Source organism: Thalassotalea montiporae, assembly GCF_053485855.1.
The window spans coordinates 1,231,806-1,257,306 of record NZ_JBQRUO010000001.1 but is presented as its reverse complement, the minus strand read 5'-3'; the positions used below and the strand labels follow the sequence as shown (position 1 = coordinate 1,257,306).

Below are 25,501 nucleotides of genomic sequence, written 5' to 3'. Positions count from 1 at the left end.
AAGTATAGTATTTTTTAGTACGCCAAATAGTAGCTAAAATAACAGCCCAATAGCGCTATTTAATGGGCGATAAAACATAGTTGTAAACCACAAAATAATTTGTAAAATACCGCACCATTTTTTTGCGTGTTGCTTTAGAGGGCAAGTCGTGTTTTTTGAAGGTTCAGAAAAAAAAGCCGAAATATTAGTTAACCCCAATACATTAAACTTGTTAACTGATATTGATAATGAATTTTGGGCAGCATTAGTCAATTGCTGCCATGCGCAGATTTTATCAAGCATTGAAAACGAGCACTGCAAGGCATTCTTATTGTCGGAGTCCAGCTTGTTTGTTTGGCATGATCGCATGCTTATTCTTACCTGTGGTGTCACTCAGCTAATTAACTCGGTGGATTACTTTGTTAAACACCAAGGCAAAGACGCCATTACGCATCTTATCTACCAGCGTAAAAACGAATATTTTGCGCAGGCGCAGCCAAGCTGTTTTGGTGATGATATTAAGCTGCTTGCCAGTCATTTTCCGGGTAAAGCCTATCGCTTTGGTGAGATGGACAGTCACCATAACTATGTGTTCCATCTCGATAACGACTTTGTTGCCGACAAAAGCGATAAAACTTATGAGTTGCTGGCTTATCAAATTAGTGAGCAAGCCTCGCAGCATTTAACCCAGCCAAATTTATCGGCTGAAGAGATCCGCGCTTATTTGAAAATAGACGAACTATTACCGGGCTTTGCAATTGACGATTTTGTGTTTGAACCATACGGTTATTCACTCAATGCCATTAAAGGCCGTGAGTATTTAACCATTCATGTCACGCCACAGGCCGATAGCAGCTATATCTCGTTTGAATCAAACCTTAATTTGGTTGCACTCGCGCCACAAATTTTAGCGGTATTAGCGCCAGCATCGTTTGATTTAATGAGCTTTAATGAAGCTGATTTTGCCGAGCAAATTCAGACAACTATCCCCTCGCAATACGTGAGTAAATCACTGGTGAGCAAAACCTTAACCAATGGCTACCTAGTTAACTTCGCCAACTTTATTTTACCGAGCGAGCAATTTTCAGCGCCAATTGAACTGGATATTTCAGGAGAAAATCATGCACTCTAATTTATGGGTAGAAGAAAAATTTGAAGACTTTTTAGGGCTAAAGTTTAAAGTCGAGAAAGTGCTATTTTCTGGCAAAAGCGAATTCCAAACCGTTGATGTGGTGGAAACTAAAGGCCACGGTAAAATGCTACTAAATGACGGTTTGATCATGGTCACTGAACGTGATGAATTTGCTTACCACGATATGATCACCCACGTACCTTTGTTTGTGCACCCTAACCCGAAAAATGTGCTGGTGATTGGTGGCGGCGATGGTGGTACCGCGCGTGAAGTGATCCGTCACCCATCCGTTGAAAAATGTACTATGGTGGAAATTGACGGCATGGTAGTTGACGCCTGTAAAGCCCATATCCCACAAACAGCCAGTGCATTAGACGATCCGCGCATTAACCTAATTATTGGCGATGGCGTTAAGTTCGTACAAGAAACAGACGAGAAGTTCGACGTGATTATTGTCGATAGCACAGATCCTATCGGCCCTGCCCAGCCATTATTTGGCGAAGCTTTTTATCGTGATGTATTTAGCTGCTTAACCGACGATGGCATTGTCGTTTCACAAGGTGAGTCTTCATGGTACGCCCTAGAAATTCAGCAATCGTTACTGAAAGTGCTCAACGCGGTATTCCCAAATAACTACCTGTATAGCTTTAGCAACCTCACCTATCCAGGCGGTTTGTGGAGCTTTACCTTCGCTTCGAAAAAGTACCACCCAGTTAATGATTTTAACCCAGCACGTGTAGCAGCAAGTGGCTTAGAGTTTGACTACTACAACGCTGCACTTCACAGCGCCGCTTTTGCCTTGCCTAGCTTTGCGCAAAAAGGATTGGCTGGCCTTATTTGCAATGGTAAATAGGGATAATAAGAAATAATCCATCGCTAGGTATGTATTCACTAGTTAGCTAGCAAATAACGAACAAGGGCATTCAAATGAATGCCCTTTTTATTATCAATTTTTCTCTTTACTTTATTTTCCTCTATGGCGTTAACCACCAAACTGAAAGCGTACACCTGCATTAACGGTAAAACCATCGTTGCGTGACCAAATATCGGTTGTCCAGCGGCCACTAGGTGCTTGTGCTGGCAGCAGTAATGGATCTTCTTTGGTTTGGCGCACATTCAGCAGATTTTCCGCATTCACAAACCAACTCACCTTACCAATAGTAATTTGTCCCAACAAACCTAAGTGCCAATAAGCATCACTTCGCTCGCGATATGGGTTGTTTTCAAGCGCTTGCGTACCGGTGTAGTATGCCTCAAAACCGAGTAAATGGCTGCCGTGCTCTTCCCACATCACCACTAATCCAGCTGAATGCTGTGGCGTTAACGTAACTGGTGAACGGCCTGATGCCAACAAATTAGGTTTAGTAGCATCGGTATATAAGTAGCTACCTGTAAATTTAATGTCGTGCCAGCGATAACGCAGCAGTAATTCTGCACCACTAATGCGGCTCTCACCTTGTGCATTAACTATCGCAACTTGTTTACCACTATTAGCTTCAGCAATGTTCGCGGCGTTTCTTTCGGCCTTGCCTTCAACAATGTCTTGTAAATTATTGAGCGTCGCTAGTTCAGTAACATTATCAATATGAGAAGCAAAGAAAGTAACGCTAGTTTCGACGTCACCAAGCGCATAGCTAACATCTATTGACGCAGTTGACGCTTGCTCTTCTTCAAGATCGGTCAATGGTGCTAAACGCGACAGCCCAGTTTCATCAATATCTTCAATAAACGGTGTTGGTGCGTAAAAGCCTTGACCGAAAGCACTGCGAATCGTCCAATTATCAGGGCTATAAAGCACAGAAATTCTCGGGCTAAATTGAGTGCCATATTCACTGTGCCAATCTGCTCTAGCGCTCAGTGATAGCGCAAGCTCGTCACTGGCATCATAATCTAGTTGCGTAAATAAACCGGGGACATCGTAGGTGTAGTTAAACTCTGAAAAAGTCTCAGAATCAAATTGCTCTGACTGAAATGCCGCACCAATTAACCATGCCGCCTGATCGCCATAGCCTGAAACGCTGGACTCGATTAAATAGCTTTGATGCGAATCATCTTCAAACACAGTGCCATATTGATGCTCATGATCTTGATTCATCGCCGAGCCACGCACATTTAAGTTCAATGTTTCATTTAGCGGTGCATCATAAATAAAGCCAAGATCGGTGCGCACTGTGTCTTGATCTTGCGCAAATGGATTTCCATCTGGCGCAGTCGCCTCTTCGCGCGTGCCACCTGTGCGCTGCTCTTTCATCGCCCCTAAGGTTAAATAAAGATTGGCACCATCTTCCCCTTGCCAGTAAAAACGCGGACGCACTGTCGCGCGGTCATAACCGGCCATATCAATCCAACCGTCATCGTCGAGATCTTCTTCTTTTTGATGGTGAACGCCAGCGGTTACCGAAGCGCTAAGCGCATCTGTGATAGGTGACGCGAAATAAGAAGTAATATCTTGCCCATCTTTTGAGGTTAAGTTGACCAGTACCTCTCCTTCAGCCTCGTTGCTAGGCGTTCGTGAAATTAAGTTGATCACACCACCTAGTGCCGAACCACCATAAAGCGACGACGCAGAGCCTTTGATAATTTCAACGTTCGCTAAATCTGTTGGGGGGATTTGTAACAACCCGATAGACGCTGTTTGACCGCCATATAGCGGCAAACCATCACTGAGCAATTGCGTGTAACGGCCATACAAGCCTTGCAAGCGAATATTGGCACTGCCAAGCGCTGGCGATGTGGTTTGCACACGCACTCCCCCAGTTTCGGCCACTAACATGGAAATATTGCCCGGACGCATTAATGCTTTTTCTTGCACTTCTTCGCCATTTATCACTTCGGTTCGAGTGGCGGATTCAGTGACAATACGCCCTAAGCGGGATGCAGTCACTTGAATACGTTCAACGCCGTTATCTGAATGCTCGTGATGGTCTTCATGATGATGAGCACTCTCTTCTTGGTGGCGGTTATGTTCATTGTGTTCGCCATGTTTTTCACTGGCGATTGATATGGCTGGCAACATCGCGACAGCAATGGCTAGGCTAATTTTATTCAAAAGCATTTTTTACCTCGTGAATGCTTAGGTATTTAACTGGGCTTACGTGTAAAGAGTTGCTCATGGCAACAAGGCACGTTTTTTAGTGTGTAGTGTTTAATGATTTAGGCGCAACGCCGTTTCTAGCGATTCATTCTAGCTATGCAGGAAAAAATCCAAAGCTTGCGCAGAAATTTTTAAGCAGCGCTTATGGGCGGGCGATAAAGCGAATTAGATATAAAATAGGTATGTGTAAACTGGTAATTATAGATTGGGTTAGCGGCAAAAATAGCTGCTGAGTTGCCAATAAAAGCCGTTAAATAAAGAGGTGCTGAGCACATACTGCCAGCACAAATACAGGCATCGTCACTACAATCGATATTGCAGCTAGGCTCACAATTCCCGTCGCAGCAGTCACTGTGTTGTTCAGTGCCGACTTCTTTGGTATGAGCTACATCATCGTTTAACTTAGCCGAAGCTAGCACATTTTGTGTTTCGCCTGCTGTCTCGTCAGGGGCGACAATGAGATCAACAGTGGCTATCGGATCAGCATTAGTGGTATCAACACTTAAGATGTCATCAACCACTGCCGCCTGAGCGACAAAAGCAAACAATAACAGTAAGGTGACAAAAGCTCTAAGTGACGGGTAATACATAAAATTCTCAAAATAACAGCGCTGTATATTCTAGTACCAAGCATTTATAAAAGGAATGGCTGGTACAAATTTATGTACTTACTAAATTTATGTGCTTACTCTTGTTAAAATCGCTGTTATTGTCATTACCCTTGTTACGATTTTCGTTTTACTGTTATCTGTTTTTTACAGTCACCGTTTCTACAGTCAGTTCGCGGCAATAATCCCTTGGCTTTTAATTGGCTAAAATGCTATGATGCCGCGCCTTTTTATTCTGGCTAAGATTTAAGCTTGGTTAACACTAAGTTTAAATTAGTTAAATTAAAAGGTTTTCAGGTTGTTCTTGGTCGCAAAGAGCAACAATTTTTGACTTATTAATAGAGTATTTATCATGACTGATTTATTTACTTTGGATGCTGAAGTACGTACTGACCTAGGGAAAGGTGCGAGCCGCCGCCTACGTCACGCGAACAAAGTTCCAGCTATCCTTTACGGTGAAGGCAAAGAGCCTGTATCTTTAACACTTGCTCACAACAAAGTATTCCGTGCGCAAGAAGAAGAAGCATTCTACTCTCACGTATTAACGTTAAACGTTGACGGTGAAAAAGTTGAGTGTTTATTAAAAGACATGCAACGTCACCCGTACAAGCCACTAGTAATGCACATGGACTTCATGCGTATTGATGCTACACACGCTGTACACACTAACGTTCCAGTTCACTTCTTAAACGAAGACGCTGCTGCGAAGAAAGGTGGTTCTGTTGCTCACCACATCGCTGAAATCGCAATTACTTGTTTACCAGGTAACTTGCCAGAGTTCATCGAAGTTGATTGTGCAGACTTAGAAGTTGGTCAAACACTTCACCTATCTGACGTTAAATTCCCAGAAGGCGTTACTTCTGACGAATTAGCTAAAGGTGAAAGCCACGACCAAGCTGTTGTTACATTAAACGCTCCTAAAGGCGGTAACGACGAAGCTGCTGAAGAAGAAGCAACTGAAGAGTAATCATAACGTTCGTTTATGACTATTCAATTAGTTGTGGGGCTGGGTAATCCCGGCCCCGAATACACAAAAACTCGCCATAACGCTGGCGTCTGGTTCGTTGAAGAACTTGCTCGCATCCATAACATCTCCTTAAAACCCGAAAAGAAATATGCTGGCCTGTATGGCAAAGGGCAAATTGCGGGTCAACTTGTTCATTTACTTATTCCAACCACTTTTATGAATCGCAGTGGTCAAGCGGTGGCACCGTTGGCGAATTTTTTCAAAATTCCCGTTAGCGAAATGCTGGTAGCACACGATGAAATGGACATGACACCGGGAGTTTGTAAAATAAAAATGGGTGGTGGCCATGGTGGTCATAATGGCTTACGAGACATTATCGCCAGAATGGCAAATAATAAAGATTTCTACCGTTTGCGCATTGGCATTGGTCACCCCGGCCATAAAGATCGCGTAACCGGACACGTACTTGGCAAAGCACCTGCTGCCGAGCAAACGTTAATTGATCAAGCGGTTGATGAAGCAAGCCGCTGCTTTGAAATTTGGCTAAAAGACGATTTAAAGAAAGCACAAAATCGCTTACACAGCTTTAAAGCTGCCTAGCTCAGCTTTCTAGTGTTAGCCAAAAGCACTGACAAAAATTAATTTGCCGCACATCGGCGATAACGAGATAGGAAAAAATCATGGGTTTTAAATGTGGTATTGTTGGTTTACCAAACGTAGGTAAATCTACTTTGTTCAACGCATTAACAAAAGCGGGTATTGAAGCAGCTAACTTCCCGTTCTGTACCATCGAACCTAACACGGGTGTGGTACCTGTACCAGATCCTCGCTTAGATCAAATTGCCAAGATTGTTAGCCCTGAGCGCGTTATCGCAACCACTATGGAATTTGTTGATATTGCGGGTCTTGTAGCTGGAGCTTCAAAAGGTGAAGGTTTAGGTAACAAGTTCTTAGCCAACATTCGTGAAACAGATGCGATTGGCCATGTGGTACGTTGTTTTGAAAACGAAAACATTGTTCACGTTGCGGGTAAAGTTAGCCCAAGCAGCGATATTGACGTAATCAACACAGAATTAGCCCTTGCTGATATGGACACGGCTGAGCGTGCTCTACAAAAACAAGCGAAAAAAGCCAAAGGTGGCGACAAAGACGCTAAATTCGAAGTACCTGTGTTAGAGAAAATCTTAGCGCACGTAGAAGAGGGCGAAATGATCCGCTCACTTGAGCTAACAAAAGAAGAGTTAGCTGCCGTTAAATACCTTAACTTCTTAACCGTTAAGCCAACTATGTACATTGCCAACGTTAATGACGATGGTTTTGAAAATAACCCATACCTTGATGAAGTTCGTGAAATTGCAGCTAAAGAAGGTGCTGTTGTAGTACCTGTATGTGCAGAAATTGAAGGTGAACTTTCGGAAATGGACGAAGAAGATCGCGAGATCTTCATGGAAGAAATGGGCTTAACTGAGCCTGGCTTAAATCGCGTGATCAACTCTGGCTACGGTTTATTAAGCTTACAAACTTACTTCACTGCTGGTGTTAAAGAAGTACGCGCTTGGACTGTGAAGCAAAATGCAACGGCACCGCAAGCGGCTGGTGTAATTCACACTGACTTTGAGAAAGGTTTTATCCGCGCTGAAGTTGTTGGTTTTGACGACTTTATCGAAAACAATGGTGAGTCTGGCGCGAAAGAAGCGGGTAAATGGCGCTTAGAAGGTAAAGACTACCTAGTAAAAGATGGTGATGTAGTTCACTTTAGATTTAACGTTTAAGTTAACGCTTAATCTAGCGTTTATCTTAATGATTGAAGAAGGAGCCTAATGGCTCCTTTTTTCTTTTCAGTATTTGAGCAATTAACTCTCTATTTGCCATAGCCTGACAGTTCTAACAAAGCGCCTGCTTATACTTATTTATATAACTGCTTATTTACATCCGCGTATATGAATACAAATCACTGGCTAAGAACAAGCTGCCAGCAGACATAATTTATTGATAGTTAAAAATAGCTAATACGGCTATTGCTCTTCTAATACTAGTTTTACCATTACTTCGTTAAATATACCGGTGCATTAACTCAAACTTCTTAACTCATCTCTTTTAACTGTGTAGTTATACTTCTAAAATATAAAAACAAATTACGCGTTAAATTGGTCGTAAAAACATGCTTCTCGCGTAGTAATTAAACGCCTTGTTGGTAATTTGTCCAAACAAACCAAAGTAGTCATATTTTTGCAAAAAAACGGTTGACGAGCTGCAATCAGATTTGCATAATACGCGCCACTTGCTGAGAGGCAAGATTGTAAATGGCTACATAGCTCAGCTGGTTAGAGCACATCACTCATAATGATGGGGTCCCAAGTTCAAATCTCGGTGTAGCCACCATTTACAATGCGGGAGTGGCGGAATTGGTAGACGCGCTGGATTTAGGTTCCAGTACCGCGAGGTGTGAGAGTTCAAGTCTCTCCTCCCGTACCATTTTAATAACAGGCTGTCTGTTATTAAAATATGAAACATCGTTGGGGTATAGCCAAGCGGTAAGGCAGCGGGTTTTGATCCCGTCATTCTCAGGTTCAAATCCTGATACCCCAGCCACTTTCATAGCCTAGGCTAAAGTTGTGGTGAGTATAAATCATCGATGTTTTGCCCTTAAGATTGGGGTATAGCCAAGCGGTAAGGCAGCGGGTTTTGATCCCGTCATTCTCAGGTTCAAATCCTGATACCCCAGCCAATCTTAAGAAACAGCATGTACTTATGCGAGAGCGGTAACTCTATAAAAATACAATATTACTAAATGCGGGAGTGGCGGAATTGGTAGACGCGCTGGATTTAGGTTCCAGTGCCGCGAGGCGTGAGAGTTCAAGTCTCTCCTCCCGTACCATTGAAAACTAGTAATATCGTTCAGATATTACAAATCATCTCAATATAATTGGGGTATAGCCAAGCGGTAAGGCAGCGGGTTTTGATCCCGTCATTCTCAGGTTCAAATCCTGATACCCCAGCCAACTTTCTCTACGTGCTTTTCAGTACTTAAATTCCAAAAAATTACTCGGTTAAATAATTGCTAAAGTTTAACCCGATAACTTTGTTCAGTTATTTTTGAACTATCTGTTTTGAGATCTACAAAGAAACTGCTACTTGTAACTGTGATCTCATTGAATTTTACGAAAAAGAATCGCAGTGTACACGATTAAGCCTCAGATTCCCTATTTAAGAATAATGCTTTATCAACGCTTCTTAGTCAGAAGGGAAAATTTAATATGACTATAGGCAGTTTGTTTGGATGGGAGAGAATAAATGCCGTTAAATACTTTTTATTAAAGATGTTTTAACAGCAAAGCGCCGAATGAAAGATAGAAGTGAGTAAATCAAAGGGCTTTAGGTTAAAGCCCACAAGCATACGCTAATACTTTGTTTTTAATCGCAGGCGTAATACGCTGCGCCGTGAATAAGCCGATATTGCGAACCGCTTTTAAAACTGGTGAGTCATTAGAGAAAGTAGCGTATAGGCCGTCCATTGCCGACATCATTAATAAGTTGTCTTTTCTGCGCATTTTTTCATAACGATTCAATACACTTGAAGCATGCCAGCTAGTGCCATTTGCAATAGCATCTGCAATCGCATTACGAAGCGCAAGCACATCTTTAAAACCAAGATTCACCCCCTGCCCCGCTAGTGGATTGATTGTATGGGCAGCATCTCCTAGTAAGACAATATTGCCTTGCACATATTTATTTGCATGTTGTCTGGTTAATGGAAAGTAGCCTTTATCAACAACTTCAACTTTACCGAGCTTCTCTGGGAAGTATTGCGAAATTTGCGCAGTTAGTTCTTTATTATCAAGCTGTGCTAATTGTTTTATGCGGTCTCTATCTTCGTACCACACTAAAGAGGCATTGTGCCCTGGCATTGGCAGCATGGCTAATGGTCCAGATGGCGTAAACTGTTGCCAGGTGATGTCTTGCTGAGACCGCTCAGTTTTCACATTTATCAACATTGCTGATTGCTGGTAATTCCAACCAGTACAGCCTATTCTTGCTTGTTTTCTAACAAACGAATTAGCGCCATCAGCAGCTACCACTAACCGCGCGATAAAATTCTCCTTCGCAGTTTCTACTAAAACACTATCGACTTGCTGATTAATATTAGTTATTGGTTGCCCCAAAACTAACTTAATCCCCTGATGTTGCTCCACTTGCTGCCATAGTGAGAGTTGAATTAATCGATTCTCTACGATATGACCAAGATGCGATTGATTAATCGCGTCGGCATTGAATTCTGCATAAGCGAGCTCTGACTCCCAAACACCCAACCGACGATAGGGGCAAGCACGCCATTGCAGTATTTGTTGCCATGCGCCTAGATCTTTGAGCAAGTTTTCAGAGGCTACCGATATCGCCGAAACGCGCAAATCGAAAGCTTGTTCATGTGAAAATTCTTGTGGCTGATGTTGCTCAAACACTACGACCTTGAGGCCAAGCTCAGCAAGAGATAAGGCAGTAGCAGCACCAATCATACCGCCACCAACAATAAGTACATCGTACTGTTGCATAATTTAGTTTTAATTAACTTAGAAAAATCGTGTTTAGTTTAAAAGGTATTAACGATCTTGGCGAGTACCATCACAGCACTGAAAGCGCTTTTTATTTGATAAGTATCAATATTTAACACTCCATGCGAGTTATCTCTTCAAGAATTGAAATTAACGATTATACTCAAGTTGGCAATTCTGCCATTTCAATAATTAAGGAAAGATTATGTCTGCATTAAAAGAAGAAAAAATTGTCGCTCCGGATATTAAACTCGTATACGACCTAACAGAGAAACCAAATCTTACTAATTTACAAGCGAAACCTGATCGCGCTGTGCTTGCCAACATGCGACTTGATTTAGTGTTACCAGAAGATAACATCATGACCGTTGATATAGATTTTGATACCACAAGTGGCTACCATGGTAATACGATGATGGTAATGGATGACTTTGGTGTCGAAATGCTAGCAACAGCATTTGCAGTGAAGTATGGACAAGAACAAGCTGACGTTGTAACAAAAGCTTGGCAACAAAAACAACAACAAGATGATCCAAGAAAACCAACTTATTTACTGGTGCAAAAGCCTGAGTCTGAAGGCGCTTTACCAAAAGTCTATGCGATTTGCGGTACGAAAAAGCACGAAAACGACATTGCGCCGGACAGTATTATCTAATTTTCCACAAGCTATGTGGCAGCGCTTGCTGCCACTTTCACTATTGCCTATTTTCGTATCTTTACTTTTCCCATCAACTGCGAATGCCCAAGTAGACAACCTAGCAAAGGTTTATAGTATAACCCAAGACAGTTACGGCTTTGTTTGGCTAGCTGGACATCAAGGGTTAACGCGATTCGATGGCACCAACAGCATAACGTTTTCCGCCAACGATCCTAACTGGCAACTTCCCTTCACTTGGACACATGAAATAGAGCCACATGGTGACAAGTTTATTGTTTCTTCAGAAAGCTTAGGCACTTGGCTTTTCGACCCTAGCAATGGTCAGTTTGAACAACTGAATATTAATACGGAGCGCTCAAGCCATTATCATAGTATCGAATTTAAAGGGAACTATTACATCTCATCTGGTAAGCGTGTATACAAACATGACAGTAACACTAGCTTAACCAAAGACATCTTCAAGGGGACAGCACCAACACATTTAGTCAAAACGTCGAACCACCTATACATGGACGCTGGTTATGAGGGTGCTTATATTCTAAAAGATGAGAAATTTAACCAATTAATTAGCGAGAAAGTAAATACGATCGCCGCGGTTGGCCAATACCTTATCGTAGTTACGCCCAACCAAATATATACGTATAACGGTGAGCGAATCGTCGCCTCGACTCCTACAACTGCTGGCATTAATGGCTTAGCAAAAGAGCACCATACAAATAACTTTTTTACCATTTCAAACGAAGGCGAAATCAAACGTTATAGAGCTGAGAACCTTACGGAACTGCCACATAACTACGAGCACGCAGATAAAGGACGTGTCAAAGCAGCCTATCATGATAGCTCTAAAGTCTTATGGCTGGCCTCTAACCTAGGTATACAAAGGCTTGTTGAAAGTTCTTTGCAAAATCATCCCGTGACTTTTGATGTCGCTAATAACTCTAATGAGATATCCGTATTTTCCGGAGAGTTAGTTATTGGTAGTTATGGTCAAGGTTTGCATGCCTTTGACCCGAAATCGACTATTTTTCCAGCCAACATTAACGAAGCATTTACGACCAGTGCAAAACGAGTCATGGATTTACAACCCGTCGGTGACGACCTGTTCATTGCGACATTTGATGGGCTTTGGCAGTTCAGTGCTAAAAATGAAAGTCTAGAGCGTGTGCCATTTACCAATAACAATAAACTACTGATAAAACTAGCATATCAAGATGGCCTACTTTATTTAGGTAGTAACTCTGATGGTCTTTATATTTATGATGTAGAAAAGCAGGTAATCATAGATCATGTCAATAAAGACAAAGGCTTAACATCAGTTGAAATCATTGACATTCTCCCTTTTGACAATGGTGATGTATGGCTAGCGGGTACCAAAGGCATTTCAATCTACAATCGCTTTAGTAAGTACATTAACAATGTGCCAAATCTTGGCCCAAACAAAGTCATTTCACTCGAACATGCTAACGGCAAAATATTTGCTGGCACATTAGGAGACGGTATAAACATACTAGACCGTCAAGGGACTTTACTATCTGTGATTGCTCAAGGTATTGAATTTACCTACAGCTCAACGATTAAAAACAAAATTTGGATCGGCTCGGCGGTTGGCCTATACACAATAGACCCAAGCACTCATGAAGTCGCCCTAATTCCTACAACAGAAAAATATTCATTTTCTGATGCTGCTCGCTTAGTTGGTGACTCAGTGTTTTATGCCCATTTTGGCGGTATATTAGAAGTCCCCATTGAGCAACGAAACACTTATAGCGCCGATGTTTATATTGGCAAAACAATTGTTTCTGGGCGTCAATATCTACAAAACCAAGAAATTAACATTTCATCTGCTAGTGACGTGGTGTCGTTTGATTTGGTCAGTTTAGATTATCGCCCAGGCCAAGCAAAAAAATTCAAGTATAAGCTCAATAATGGCGCCTGGAATCATATTAATGGTAACCAACTAACCTTAACGGGGTTGGCTTCTGGTCGCTACAACATCGAAATAATGGCAACCAATAGTTTAGGCCAGTGGAGCGAGAAACGAGCCTATGCCAATATTAATGTTGCTTACCCATGGTATTGGACACTGCAAGCTCGCATTGTATATGCTGTTACCTTAATTTGTCTTATTGCATTGTTTTCTTGGACATTTTATTTACGAACGCAATCCATTCGAAAAATCTATTTGCTGCTCGAAACAGAAGTAAAGCGCAAAGGGAAAAGCGCATTGTCAACACAACGAAACTTGCAATCAATCGTTACCTTGCTGCATGAAAACAAGCAAGAACAGGCAATTGAAATCGCCGAACAATGTATTAGCCAATTTGCTAATGAAGAATCTGAAGAAACGCCAGACGCTCTTTACGGCAGTAATTTGAATATCGCGGTGCCCTATTTCGCTGAATTTTTACATCGTAAATATCATGTCAAAATGACGTACGATTTGTATGCCAAAAACGAGCAGTTGAGCTACGAGCTCCAAGCCAATATTTATAAACTAATATACGAAGCCGTAACCTGTGCGATACTGCATGGTGACTCCAGCCACTTCCAATTAACGCTAAAAGAATTCAAAGATAAGCTATGGTTAACCATCAGCGACGACGAAGACAGCTTTACTCATTTTAATAGCAAGGTTACGTTTAATATGTCGATGTATTACATTCGACAAATAGCCAATAAGTACAAGGCATCTGTTAATACCTTTGAGCCTAAAGACGATAAAGGCAGCCAAATAGTGATTAGCTTTCCGATGCGTCTTACTAGTTAACACGAAAGCCTATTGCCCTAGAACCCTCATAAAGAGTAAAATACGCGACCTTAAATTCTCCAGCAAAAACTGGAATCAATTTTCTTATGGGCACGTAGTTATGAGTAAAAAGTTATATATTAAAACTTGGGGCTGTCAAATGAACGAGTATGACTCGCAGAAAATGGCAGATTTACTGGATTCAACACACGGTTTCTCATTAGCCGAAGAAGCAGAAGACGCCGACGTAATCTTACTCAATACCTGCTCTATCCGTGAAAAAGCGCAAGAAAAAGTATTTCACCAGTTAGGTCGCTGGAAGTTACTGAAAAATGACAACCCAGATTTGATCATTGGCGTTGGCGGCTGTGTTGCGTCGCAAGAAGGCGATGCTATTCGCGAGCGTGCACCCTATGTTGATATGGTCTTTGGTCCACAAACCCTTCACCGATTGCCAGAGATGATCCAACAAGTATCTGGCGAAAAAGCGCCAGTTGTTGATGTTAGCTTTCCAGAAATTGAAAAGTTTGATCGCCTACCTGAGCCAAAAGCAGAAGGCGCAAGTGCGTTTGTTTCTATTATGGAAGGTTGTAGTAAATACTGCACTTTCTGTGTTGTACCTTACACCCGTGGTGAAGAAGTTAGCCGTCCGTTAGATGATGTATTGTACGAAATCGCGCAATTAGCGGAGCAAGGTGTACGTGAAGTTAACCTATTAGGCCAAAACGTAAATGCTTACCGCGGTGAAAACCATGACGGTACTATCTGTCGCTTCTCTGAGTTATTGCGCTTAGTGGCAACCATTGATGGTATTGACCGTATTCGCTACACCACATCGCATCCAGTAGAATTTACTGACGATATTATTGAAGTCTACAAAGACGTACCTGAATTGGTTAGTCACCTACACTTGCCAGTACAAAGTGGCTGTGACCGTATATTAACGCAAATGAAACGTGGCCATACTGCACTTGAATACAAGTCGCAAATTCGCAAATTGCGTAAAGCGCGCCCAGACATTTGCATGTCGTCTGACTTTATTGTTGGCTTCCCGGGTGAAACTGATTTCGATTTCGAGCAAACCATGAACCTGATCAAAGATATCGACTTTGATTTAAGCTTTAGCTTTATCTATAGCGCTCGTCCAGGTACGCCAGCAGCTGATTTACCTGACGATATCAGCGAAGAAACCAAGAAACAGCGCCTACAGATCTTACAAGATCGCATTAGCCAGCAAGCGCTGCGCATTGCACGCCAAATGTTAGGCACAGAGCAACGTATTTTGGTTGAAGGTCCATCGAAGAAAAACCCAATGGAACTTCGTGGCCGTACCGAAAACAACCGTATCGTGAACTTTGAAGCACCGCACCACGTAATTGGTCAGTTCGTTGATGTTGAAATTACTGACGTATACGCTAACTCATTGCGCGGTAAGCTGGTTCGTGAAGAAAAAGACATGGGTTTACGCATTGCGCATTCACCGTCTGATATCTTGGCTAACAGCCATCATGAAGCCAATGCAGCGGCAAGCACCAATGGCACCGACGACTTGGGTGTTGGCACGTTTACGCCTTAGTAAATATGCTATCGGCATAAAAGCTTCTTTGCTTTTATGCCGCACTTTATTTAGTTACAGGCTTTTCATCTTTAACACGCACAGACAACACAAAAAGACAAACGGAAGATTTCTTGAGCACAGATAACAGCACTTTGCTAACCTTAGAGCCCGTCGACAATGCCCGTCAGGCAAACCTTTGTGGCCCACTAGACGATAACTTAAAAACCATTGAACGCCGCCTTGGTGTAGAAATTAGCTATCGTGGCAACGAGTTTAAAATTGTCGGCAGCCCATCCAACACGGAAGCGGTTTCTGACTTGCTCAAAGAGCTATACGTTGAAACTGAAACCGTTAAAGGCAAGATGAAAACCATTACTGCTGAGATGGTACATTTAGGCATTCTTAACGCCAATGTGTTAGAGCAAGCGCCAAGTAAGGTTGATGTCGACTATGAAAAAATGGTCACCATCAAAACTAAGCGCGGTATTGTAAAACCGCGTAACCTGAATCAATCGGCGTACGTGCAAAATGTTATTACGCATGATATCAGCTTTGGTATTGGCCCAGCAGGGACGGGTAAAACGTACTTAGCGGTTGCCTGTGCGGTAGATGCGTTAGAGCGCCAAGAAATTCGTCGTATATTGCTAACACGTCCAGCGGTTGAGGCCGGTGAAAAATTAGGTTTCTTACCAGGTGATTTATCACAGAAAGTCGACCCTTACCTGCGCCCACTTTACGATGCCTTGTTTGAAATGCTTGGCTTTGAAAAAGTCGAAAAACTGATTGAACGCAATGTCATTGAAATTGCACCACTCGCTTACATGCGTGGTCGTACATTAAACGATGCCTTCATTATTCTGGATGAAAGCCAGAACACGACGGTTGAGCAAATGAAAATGTTCCTGACCCGTATTGGCTTTAATTCGCGCGCGGTGATCACAGGTGACATTACCCAAGTTGATTTACCACGCGGGCAAAAATCAGGTTTACGCCATGCCATTGAGGTATTGCAAAACATTCCAGGTATTAGCTTTAACTTCTTCCAGTCAAAAGATGTTGTGCGCCACCCTGTCGTTGCGCGTATCGTTGAAGCATACGACGCCCATGACACTAAAATGGCCAAGTTAAAAGCTGAGCGTAAAGCCCAAGAAAGTGCGCAAAAGCAAGCAGAATTAGCCGTACAAGCAGCGGCAGCGAATATTGTTACTGCAGCACAAGAGAATACTCAGCAAAGCGCTAGCCAAGAACGGCCAAACACAGAGCAAAAGACATCTAATGACGATAACGCTTGATATTCAGCGAGCCGTTGCAGCGGATGTAACCGCAGGCTTAGTTGAGAATAACCAACTGCCAAGTAATGAAGACTTTCAGCGCTGGGCAGAAGCTGCGCTGCTTCAATACAACAAGCCATTTGAGCTTACCATACGCTTAGTCGATGCGGCTGAAAGTCAGTCGCTCAACCATACCTATCGCGATAAAGACAAACCCACCAATGTGCTGTCATTTCCATTTGAAGTACCTGAAGGTATTGAAATGGACTTGCTCGGCGATCTGGTTATTTGCGCGCAAGTGGTTGAAAACGAAGCAAAGGAACAAAATAAAACCCGTGCTGCCCATTGGGCACATATGACCATTCACGGATGCTTGCATTTACTTGGCTTTGATCATATAAGTGATGACGAGGCGGAAGAAATGGAAGCCTTAGAAATAGACATTCTAAAAAATCTTGGGTTTAATAACCCCTACGAATTAACATAGGAAACTAAACAGCTCCATGAGCGAAGACAACCCCCACTCTAGCAACGGCTCTGCAAGTAAATCATTTCTCGACAAAATCGTTCAAGCATTTACTGGAGAGCCGCAAAATAAAGAAGAACTCGTTGATGTGATAAATGACGCAGAAGATCGCGAGTTAATCAAACCAGAAACCAAGCAAATGATTGAGGGGGTTCTGGAAGTTTCCGAAATGCGTGTCCGTGAGATCATGATCCCACGCTCGCAAATTGTCTCATTAGACATAAACCAGCCATTGGCTGATTTCCTACCTATTATCTTAGAGTCGGCGCACTCGCGCTTTCCTGTCGTTAATGACGATATTGACCACGTAGAAGGCATTCTGCTGGCGAAAGACTTACTTGCTCACGCTTTTAAAGAAGATGGCGATAACTTTACGTTAAGTGATTTAATTCGCCCAGCCATGATTATTCCCGAGAGTAAAAAGGTTGAATCACTACTTAAAGAATTCCGCGCTAAACGCTACCACATGGCAATAGTCGTTGACGAATATGGCGGAGTTTCTGGGCTTGTAACCATTGAAGATATTCTAGAGCTAATTGTTGGTGAGATTGAAGATGAAACCGACGACGAGTTAGAAGAAGAAATCAAACACTTAGCCGGTAATGTTTATCAAGTAAAAGCGTTAACTGACTTAGAAGATTTCGACGATTACTTTAACTGTGAGTTCGATGAAGCGGATTCAGATACTATCGGTGGTATTGTCTTGCATCAATTTGGCCATATGCCGCAAAAAGGCGAAGAAGTCGCCATTGGCGACTGGGCCTTTAAAGTAATGTCTGCCGACAGCCGTCGCCTTCAGGTATTGCAAGTTACCGTCCCGAAAGATCACGAAGTGAACGGTAAAGTCGCCGACTAGTAGCTGTTTAACTTACCTATTGCCTATCAATGATCCTTAGCACACTCAAAGGTACTGCCAGCCGCGTCAAATCGGCCAGCTTAGTCTGGCAAAACTGGCTAAGCTTTATTGCTGGCTTAGCCATGGTATTCGCGTATGCCCCTTACAGCCAATGGTGGCTAAGTTTTATTGTGCTGACCTGCTGGGGCACGCTAGTACATCGCCAAACACCGAAGCTCGCCGCCGTGCGCAGCTACTTCTTCGGCCTTGGTTGGTTTGGTGCCGGGATCAGCTGGGTACATGTTAGCATTGACCAATTTGGCGGTCTGCCATTAATTGCCTCGCTTGGCTTAATGGCGCTGCTATGTGCCTATTTAGCCCTATTTCCAGCACTCGCTGGCTACCTTAGTGCAAGATGCTCAACCAACCGACAGCTTAACTTACTACTGTTCCCTAGTATTTGGCTGCTATCCGAGTGGCTGCGCGGCTGGGTATTAACTGGCTTTCCATGGCTTTCAATTGGCTATAGCCAACTCAATTCTCCGTTGGCAAGTCTCGCCCCAATAATTGGCGAAGTGGGTATCAGCTTCATAATGCTGGTCTTGGTGACCAGTGCACTTAGCCTGTATTTCAAGCAACAAATTAAACTAGCAAGTGCGCTGCTCGCGAGCTGTGTACTAGGTATTATTGTCAGCCAGCAATTAACCTTTGTGAAACCTTCAGGTGAAACGAAATCAGTCGCACTGGTGCAAGGCAATATCGCGCAAGAGCTTAAATGGGCACCAGAGCAAGAGTGGCCAAGCATGTTAAAGTATTTAGATTTAACACGTGCCAACTACGATGCCGATCTAATTGTTTGGCCAGAATCGGCGATCCCCAAAGTAGAGCCACTAGCTGGTGAATTTCTTGATATGGCTAATAGCGCTGCCGCGCTTAATGACACTGCGATTATTACCGGTATTATTAATTACAACTTTGAAACCAAAGAGTATTTCAATAGTTTAATTGTCTTAGGTAAGGAAAGCGCTACCGATACCAGCGGCAGTTATTTCTACCCAAATGCCAACCGCTTTTATAAGCACCATTTATTGCCGATTGGTGAGTTTGTGCCATTTCAAGAATGGTTACGACCTATTGCACCGTTTTTCAACCTGCCAATGTCATCCTTTAACCGTGGCAATTACATTCAACCGAATTTAAAGGCGAATGGCTTATCTATTACACCGCTAATTTGCTTTGAGATTGCCTTCCCGGAGCAACTTTACGCTAATTTTAAAGCTGACACTGACATGTTGCTGACCGTTAGTAACGACGCTTGGTTTGGCACCTCTCACGGCCCACACCAGCATATGGAAATCGCACAAATGCGCGCCTTAGAATTTGGTCGCCCATTAGTCCGTTCAACCAATACTGGCGTAACCGCAGCGGTTGATCATCAAGGTCAGTTTATTGCTCGCATTCCACAGTTTGAAGAACAGGTACTTAAAGCCGATGTAGCGCTAGTAACAGGTTACACCCCGTTCAGCCAATATCAGCGCTATCCAACCTATATTCTGGCAACACTTTTATTTTTACTTATCATTAGCGTCAGTCGAAAAACAAAACTTTAGTCAAAAAGCTGCTGCTATTCCTAACATAGTTTCTAATACAGTCACTTATTGCTTTTTTCTTTGCTTGATGGATATTTGATCATATGATGAAACGCTAAAAGGAATAACAATAAGTGAGCCACTATGAGCTTGACCTCAAGGTTTAATCTGCGCCGTCTATCTGCCCTGCTTTTATCGTCGGCAACTCTGCTAACGTCAGTGACTGGTGTAACATCAGCCAACGCAACCACAACGCTAATTCACAATGTTAAAGGCTATACCATCAACGATGGAAAGCTGACAGAATTCTCTGCCATTGAGTTTACTGACGATAAAATTGACAATATTTATGCCGCTAAGCCAAGCATCATCCATAGCTCAGTAAAACTTATCGATGGGCAAGGAAATACACTATTGCCGGGCTTAATTGACGCCCATGGTCATGTCTTAAATTACGGCTTAAGCCTAATGCAAGTGGACTTGGTCAATTCCAAAAGTGAACAAGAAGCTGTTGCGCGCGTTAAAGCGTATCGTGATAAAAATCCTGAACAGCGTTGGATACAAGGGCGAGGCTGGAACCAAGTACAATGGCCAGTTGATCAATTTCCAACGGCTGCATCACTCGATAAGCTATTTCCAGACACTCCGGTATTCTTAGGTCGTGTCGACGGTCATGCTGGCTGGGCTAACAGCAAAGCAATGGCACTCGCTGGTATTACCAAAGAGACTAAAGCCCCTGTTGGTGGCGAAATTATTAAAGATAGCCAAGGCAAGCCAACAGGTATATTCATTGATTACGCGATGAATTTGATCACAGAAAAAATTCCGCCCCTGTCTAAAGCAGAGCAAAAGCGTGTTCTAGTCAAAGCCATGAAGGCACTAGCAAAAGTTGGCTTGACCAGTGTTCATGATGCAGGCGTGACCGCAGAGCACATTGAGCTTTATCAAGAGTTAGCAAACAATAAACAAATGCCCATTCGCGTAAATGCCATGCTCTACCTACCAAGCCCTGGCTGGCAACAAAAGCTGGGTGACGGCCAATACGCCTCAGACGATCATTTCTTTCAATTTAATAGCGTAAAAATACAATCTGATGGTGCATTGGGGAGTCGCGGTGCAGCATTGCATGAAGACTACTCTGATCAACCGGGAACTAAAGGGATATTACTGCATAAAGATACAGATTTAGCACACTATATTCGCACAGCTATGGCTAAAGGCTATCAGGTAAATACTCATGCGATCGGCGATCATGCCAATACCTTAACCTTTGATCACTATGCCAAACTGATTGAGCAATCCGGCAGCCAGAAAATGCGTCATCGCATTGAACATGCACAAGTACTTCGACTCGATGATATTCCAAAATTTGCGAAGCTAAATGTTATTGCGTCTATTCAAGCCACTCATGCGACCAGCGATAAAAATATGGCGCAAGACAGAATAGGCAAAGAACGACTCAAAGGTGCCTATGCTTGGCGCAGCTTACTTAACGCTGGTGCTCGTATTGCCAATGGCTCAGATTTCCCCGTAGAGCCAACCAATCCATTTTATGGCCTTCACGCATCAATTACTCGTCAAGACAGAAACAACCAACCGTTAGGAGGCTGGATTTCGGAAGAGGCTCTAACCACGGTAGAAACCCTAAAAAGTTTCACGATTGACGCCGCTTATGCTGGCCATCAAGAAGTTATGCTAGGTAGCTTGGAAGCTGGTAAACAAGCTGACTTTATTCTCATCAAAGAAGATTTGTTTGCTCAGGAACCTAGTACGATTTGGCAAAACAAAGTGCTTGCAACTTGGGTGGCTGGGAAACCAGTTTTCACGAAATAGGCTTGTATCAGGTGTTTCTGGATTAAGTATTTTTCAATAATAAAATTGATCGTCCAAATAATTGAAAATGCATATAACAAACAATTTATGAAAAATCGTAAGTTCTCTCTATTAAAACAATGTCACAACAATGTTAATATTACGTCATTAGTTGCCAAAGCAATTGTCATACTATGTGTCAAAGTGCTTTACAATTAATGCTGTGGCTAGCTAACAAGCAAACATAGACTTATGTAAAATATAGATTTTTTATAATTTGCATATTAATTGCATTAAACAAAAAATTAACGGCGCTAATTAAAACTAAATAAAGTTTTCTGAATACGGAGTTCAGTATGTTTCTAAAGCCAAGTAAATGGATACTTTCAGGACTAGTTGTCGTAGCTAGTTCGTTCGCTAATGCGAGCACATTAACATTGAACGTTGAGAACGCAACACAAAATGGTTCGGGTTTTGGCAATAGCTTTACCAAGAATTTTAGTGCTAATGGTGAAACTCAAACACTAACAATTACTGCATGGGCTGATACAAAAAGTGCTGATGGCTCTTCCACTGATTTACTGATAGAGGCTGCAGAAATTGGTGACTATCCAGGAGGCTTAGGTATTTCTAATGACACTTCTGGGGATGGCCACACCGCCGATAACTATCAATCCAATCCAAACGAGCGTGATTACGATTTCTTCTTGCTTGATTTTGGTGATTTGAGCGTTACGTTGAATTCAATTACTTCAGGCTACTTGCAGTATGGTGCAAGTTCAACTCAGGTATCTGTGGCGGCAGTTACAACAGGAGATTTAGCCGATAAAACGTGGAGTCAGGTAGACAATAACTTTTCGTTAAGTTCAGGCTACGGTCAATTTATGGGAAATAGTGGCAGCTATTATGTTAACTCATTCACTTCTGAAGCTGGTGAAGATTTGAGCTCTGCCAGCTCAACAAGGTGGATCGTAGGTGCATTTAATCATCATTTTGGTGGTGATGCTAGCTTAGAAAGTAATGATGGTTTCAAATTAGCTAGCCTTGGTTTTACTACAACCAAACCAAACAAACCAGGCACCTCTATTCCTGAGCCAGCACCACTTGCTTTGATGATAGTTGCGCTAGTTGCTTTAGCCAGAAGAAAAATTAATAAATAAATGCAGATATAACTCAGTGTAACTCGTTGGGTTGATGCTTTGACAAAAGATGGCTAACGCCATCTTTTTTTATTTTAAGTTAGAATCACACATACTAATATTAAGTTAGCTGTTTATTGTTAGGTTATCCCATGCTCCGAAGTTTTGCTCTATTACCTTTGCTTGCTAGTTTTTCAATACTTGCATCAAACGATCTTGAAAAAGCAATTAGCGCGTATCAAGTCGATGATATTGAAGCGGCATACATCCACTTAAAAAACACGCTAAATAATAATGGTGAAAATTTGCCAGCCAAAGTACTTATGGGCAGAGTACTCTTGCGCAAGGGGTTATATTTAGAAGGTATTCAAGAATTTAATGACGCACTTGCTGCGGGTGCTGACGCGAACCAGTTTATCTTTGAGCAAGTAAGAGCAATGTTACTGTTAGGTAAAAACCAAGAGCTAATTGATTTATTAGGTAGCCTTACATTAAACAAAAAAAATCAAGTCGCTACTTTGCAAGTTAAAAGTAATGCATTCATTGCGTTAGAAAAATATGAGCAAGCATTAGGAGCACTAAAGCAGGCTGAAAAGCTAAGCCCCAAAGATATAGGCGTAATTAGTTCTCTTGCTAATTTTTTCATTGCCGAGCGCTCATTTGAGCAAGCTTGGCAGTATATCACGCTACTAACAACGCTTGTTCCTGAGAATAATAAAACATGGAAGCTTAGAGCTGATTATTTTACAGCTAAAGGTAATACACGCGAGGCGTTAGAAAATTTAGAAAGAGCACATCAGTTGGCTCCTGACGACCCTATCGTAATGCGCGCATTAGCGCACAAATACACCGATGAAAAGCAACACGAAAAAGCATTAAAGTTAGTTGAAACCATTATCGAGCTTACACCGAATGACCCCTATGCCCGCTTATTGAAAAGCCAGCTGTTAACGCGTACTAATCAACTCGATGAAGCACAACAAGTACTTGAAGATATCAGCGCAAAGCTGTCTTTACTAACAGAAGCACAAAAAAGCAGTAATGCATCTTTAGCTTATATTTCAGGGGCTGCGGCTCTTATGCAAGGTAACTTGGAGCTCGCACAAAATGAGCTCGCTTTCTACACTAGTTACCAACCTAATGACGTTGCTGGGCTTAATATGCTAAGTGCGATATATCTGCAGCTAGGTAAAGTCGACAAGGCTCAAGAGCTATTAGAGCGCAATGAAAAAGTTGTACTAAAAGATTTAGGCTTATCATTAAAGCTGTTTAAAGTGTACTTAAGTACCAATAAAATATACAAAGCTAAAAGTGTCCTTGAAAGCTTGTCGAGTACATTCAAAGACAACAGCCAAATTCTTATCGCCCAAGCTAATTACCTTGCTAAAAGTAAGCGCTACGAAGAAGCGATGACATTGCTTAATAGCCGACAGCCAAATGCACCGAGTGCAAGTTACACCCTTACAAAGGGGCTTATTTCGTTGGAAATGGGTAACTTTAAACAAGCACTCGAAGTAGCAGATAGTTTGCTTGCAATAAGCTCAGAAAACATCGACTTTATTAATTTTAAAGCTGTCACCTTACTAAAAGCCGGTAGACCAGACCAAGCAGTATCGCTGTTTACACAAGTGCTTGATAGCACGCCTGAGCATTATGCGACTAAGTTTAATCTCGCAAGCGCTTTAGCAGCAACAAATGAACACAGTGAAGCTTTGAGGATAGTTAATTCATTGACTGAACAAGGTCACGGAGGCTCAGCATTACTCCTGTTAAAAGCCAAATTAGCCCGTGACACCAATCAACCGCAACTTGCAATTACAACAGCACTTAAATTGCTGACAACCTCGCCAAATAACGTTGATACGATTGCGTTTTTAGTCGAGGTTTATTATCGTACAGGTCAATTTAAAGAAGCTTTAACACACGTAGAGCGCTTAAATGATTTAGTTTTCCTTGAACCTAATCATTTGGCATCTAAAGCGAAAATACTTATTCAATTACAAGATTATCAAGCAGCCCAACAAACATTGAAAGTACTACTTGGGCTCGCTCAGTCAGCAAATGACTTCTATCAGCTGAGCTTATTACAAAGCCAAGCACAAGATTTGGAAGCCGCTTATCATAGCATCGAGCAAGCGATAGAGAAATCGCCAGTTGAGCCTGTTTTGCACTTAACACAAGCGAAACTAGCAATTGAAATGAAACCAGTTGTTGAAAGTCAGCGCTTATTAGACAAGCTATCACAGAACTATCCAGAAGATGCCAATGTATATCTGTTGCAAGGCGACTTGCTATTTAAGCAAGGAAAGCAAAAACAGGCCTATGCTGCTTATCGCAAAGCACTCTCACTCGATAATCAATTTGAACAAGCAGCAGCTCAACTATACGTGTTGGCAAGTCAGGGAGTTAATAGCAGGCAGTTTAGCCAGCAGATGGAAAAAATATTAACGAATAAGCGAGGAACAAAGCTAATGCGAAACTTTCTTGCTGATTTTTACTTGAATCATCAACAACTTGATAAAGCTAAGCATCATTACAAATTACTCGCAGAAGCAAGCAATGGAAACAAAGCGGTTTTCTATAACAACCTGGCAAATATTTACCTTGATGAAGATATCGACACAGCTAAAGCCTATGCCGATAAAGCGTTATCTTTAATGCCAAATTCAACGGCAATCATGGATACATACGCCTGGGTGCTAGCTAAGCAAGGTAGTTACACTGAGGCACTAACAAAGCTTAGAAATGCTAATGCGCTAAACTCTGAAGATCCTGTCATCTCTTATCATATCGGCTATACCTTACATAAATTAAATCGCGATGGCGAAGCAAAGCTTGAGCTGAAAAAAGCCGTAAGTAGTACGCTAGATTTTAAAGGTAAGAGTGATGCGCAAGACTTGCTACGTTTCTTAGAAGTTGGTGAGCAAGGCAACTAAACCTTGTATTTCTTAATGACTAACATAAAGCCAAAGGTGCTACAGCTAAGGGAGCTAATAATATCTAGGCGACTGCCACACACTAGGCTTGCCAAACACTA

At 42.2% G+C, this 25,501-nt stretch carries 18 protein-coding genes and 6 tRNA genes; 21 read left to right on the top strand and 3 right to left on the bottom strand.

All coding sequences use genetic code 11. The annotated features are described in order from the left end of the window. Positions 1-148: 148 nt before the first annotated feature. Positions 149-1,111: an adenosylmethionine decarboxylase gene (locus ACSLUR_RS05445; protein ID WP_448552518.1), complete on the top strand. Its 963-nt coding sequence runs from the start codon at positions 149-151 to the stop codon at positions 1,109-1,111. Beyond that, the gene (gene speE / locus ACSLUR_RS05440; protein ID WP_448552516.1) at positions 1,101-1,964 is read left to right on the top strand and encodes a polyamine aminopropyltransferase; all 864 of its coding nucleotides are present in this window, start codon (positions 1,101-1,103) and stop codon (positions 1,962-1,964) included. Before ACSLUR_RS05445 ends, speE begins: the two co-directional genes overlap by 11 nt. Positions 1,965-2,093: 129 nt before the next feature. Here speE and ACSLUR_RS05435 read toward each other — a convergent pair whose 3' ends face one another. Together ACSLUR_RS05435 and ACSLUR_RS05430 are read right to left on the bottom strand one after the other, a co-directional pair. Further along, positions 2,094-4,166: a TonB-dependent receptor plug domain-containing protein gene (locus tag ACSLUR_RS05435; RefSeq protein WP_448552514.1), complete on the bottom strand. Its 2,073-nt coding sequence runs from the start codon at positions 4,164-4,166 to the stop codon at positions 2,094-2,096. Between the two features lie 170 nt (positions 4,167-4,336). After that, positions 4,337-4,795 carry a hypothetical protein gene (locus tag ACSLUR_RS05430; RefSeq protein WP_448552512.1) on the bottom strand — a complete coding sequence of 153 codons (459 nt, stop codon included), beginning with the start codon at positions 4,793-4,795 and terminating at the stop codon, positions 4,337-4,339. A 370-nt stretch (positions 4,796-5,165) separates the two neighbouring features. On the opposite strand from ACSLUR_RS05430, the gene ACSLUR_RS05425 reads away from it, so the two are divergent. From ACSLUR_RS05425 to ACSLUR_RS05385, 9 genes are all read left to right on the top strand, one after another. Beyond that, the gene (locus ACSLUR_RS05425) at positions 5,166-5,780 is read left to right on the top strand and encodes a 50S ribosomal protein L25/general stress protein Ctc (RefSeq protein ID WP_448552510.1); all 615 of its coding nucleotides are present in this window, start codon (positions 5,166-5,168) and stop codon (positions 5,778-5,780) included. Between the two features lie 15 nt (positions 5,781-5,795). Continuing rightward, positions 5,796-6,380: an aminoacyl-tRNA hydrolase gene (gene pth, locus ACSLUR_RS05420; protein ID WP_448552508.1), complete on the top strand. Its 585-nt coding sequence runs from the start codon at positions 5,796-5,798 to the stop codon at positions 6,378-6,380. An 80-nt stretch (positions 6,381-6,460) separates the two neighbouring features. Next, positions 6,461-7,552, top strand: coding sequence for a redox-regulated ATPase YchF (ychF, locus tag ACSLUR_RS05415; RefSeq protein WP_115999747.1), 1,092 nt, complete (start codon positions 6,461-6,463; stop codon positions 7,550-7,552). Positions 7,553-8,085: 533 nt separating this feature from the next. Continuing rightward, positions 8,086-8,162 (top strand) — tRNA-Met (locus tag ACSLUR_RS05410). A gap of 8 nt (positions 8,163-8,170) precedes the next feature. Next, a tRNA-Leu gene (locus ACSLUR_RS05405) sits at positions 8,171-8,255 on the top strand. A gap of 42 nt (positions 8,256-8,297) precedes the next feature. Continuing rightward, positions 8,298-8,372 (top strand) — tRNA-Gln (locus tag ACSLUR_RS05400). A gap of 61 nt (positions 8,373-8,433) precedes the next feature. Then, positions 8,434-8,508 (top strand) — tRNA-Gln (locus ACSLUR_RS05395). A 65-nt stretch (positions 8,509-8,573) separates the two neighbouring features. After that, positions 8,574-8,658 (top strand) — tRNA-Leu (locus ACSLUR_RS05390). Positions 8,659-8,707: 49 nt separating this feature from the next. Then, positions 8,708-8,782, top strand: a tRNA-Gln gene (locus ACSLUR_RS05385). 378 nt (positions 8,783-9,160) lie between these two features. On the opposite strand, the gene ACSLUR_RS05380 is transcribed toward ACSLUR_RS05385, so the two are convergent. Further along, entirely contained in the window at positions 9,161-10,330 is a 1,170-nt protein-coding gene (locus tag ACSLUR_RS05380) for an FAD-dependent oxidoreductase (protein ID WP_448552506.1), read from the bottom strand. Positions 10,331-10,535: 205 nt separating this feature from the next. Here ACSLUR_RS05380 and ACSLUR_RS05375 point away from each other — a divergent pair, with 205 nt between their 5' ends. The 10 genes from ACSLUR_RS05375 to prsT all read left to right on the top strand — a co-directional run bounded on the left by ACSLUR_RS05375 (position 10,536) and on the right by prsT (position 25,400). Further along, positions 10,536-10,985 carry a hypothetical protein gene (locus tag ACSLUR_RS05375; protein WP_116014129.1) on the top strand — a complete coding sequence of 150 codons (450 nt, stop codon included), beginning with the start codon at positions 10,536-10,538 and terminating at the stop codon, positions 10,983-10,985. Beyond that, on the top strand, positions 10,927-13,755 hold the full coding sequence (locus tag ACSLUR_RS05370; protein ID WP_448552503.1) for a ligand-binding sensor domain-containing protein: 2,829 nt from the start codon (positions 10,927-10,929) through the stop codon (positions 13,753-13,755). Before ACSLUR_RS05375 ends, ACSLUR_RS05370 begins: the two co-directional genes overlap by 59 nt. Positions 13,756-13,855: 100 nt before the next feature. Further along, on the top strand, positions 13,856-15,310 hold the full coding sequence (gene miaB, locus ACSLUR_RS05365) for a tRNA (N6-isopentenyl adenosine(37)-C2)-methylthiotransferase MiaB (RefSeq protein WP_115999743.1): 1,455 nt from the start codon (positions 13,856-13,858) through the stop codon (positions 15,308-15,310). A 113-nt stretch (positions 15,311-15,423) separates the two neighbouring features. Then, on the top strand, positions 15,424-16,584 hold the full coding sequence (locus ACSLUR_RS05360; protein ID WP_448552500.1) for a PhoH family protein: 1,161 nt from the start codon (positions 15,424-15,426) through the stop codon (positions 16,582-16,584). Then, positions 16,568-17,050, top strand: coding sequence for an rRNA maturation RNase YbeY (ybeY, locus tag ACSLUR_RS05355; RefSeq protein WP_448552497.1), 483 nt, complete (start codon positions 16,568-16,570; stop codon positions 17,048-17,050). The genes ACSLUR_RS05360 and ybeY overlap by 17 nt, the downstream gene beginning before the upstream one ends. Positions 17,051-17,066: 16 nt before the next feature. Then, positions 17,067-17,945: a CorC family transporter gene (locus ACSLUR_RS05350; RefSeq protein ID WP_115999740.1), complete on the top strand. Its 879-nt coding sequence runs from the start codon at positions 17,067-17,069 to the stop codon at positions 17,943-17,945. 29 nt (positions 17,946-17,974) lie between these two features. After that, positions 17,975-19,534 carry an apolipoprotein N-acyltransferase gene (gene lnt, locus ACSLUR_RS05345; protein ID WP_448552494.1) on the top strand — a complete coding sequence of 520 codons (1,560 nt, stop codon included), beginning with the start codon at positions 17,975-17,977 and terminating at the stop codon, positions 19,532-19,534. A gap of 123 nt (positions 19,535-19,657) precedes the next feature. Continuing rightward, positions 19,658-21,346 (top strand): amidohydrolase, encoded by a 1,689-nt coding sequence (locus ACSLUR_RS05340; RefSeq protein ID WP_448552492.1) that lies wholly within the window; start codon positions 19,658-19,660, stop codon positions 21,344-21,346. Between the two features lie 335 nt (positions 21,347-21,681). Continuing rightward, positions 21,682-22,485, top strand: coding sequence for an exosortase-dependent surface protein XDP1 (gene xdp1, locus ACSLUR_RS05335; RefSeq protein ID WP_448552490.1), 804 nt, complete (start codon positions 21,682-21,684; stop codon positions 22,483-22,485). Positions 22,486-22,616: 131 nt separating this feature from the next. Further along, positions 22,617-25,400, top strand: coding sequence for an XrtA/PEP-CTERM system TPR-repeat protein PrsT (gene prsT, locus ACSLUR_RS05330; RefSeq protein WP_448552488.1), 2,784 nt, complete (start codon positions 22,617-22,619; stop codon positions 25,398-25,400). The last annotated feature ends 101 nt before the right edge of the window (positions 25,401-25,501 follow it).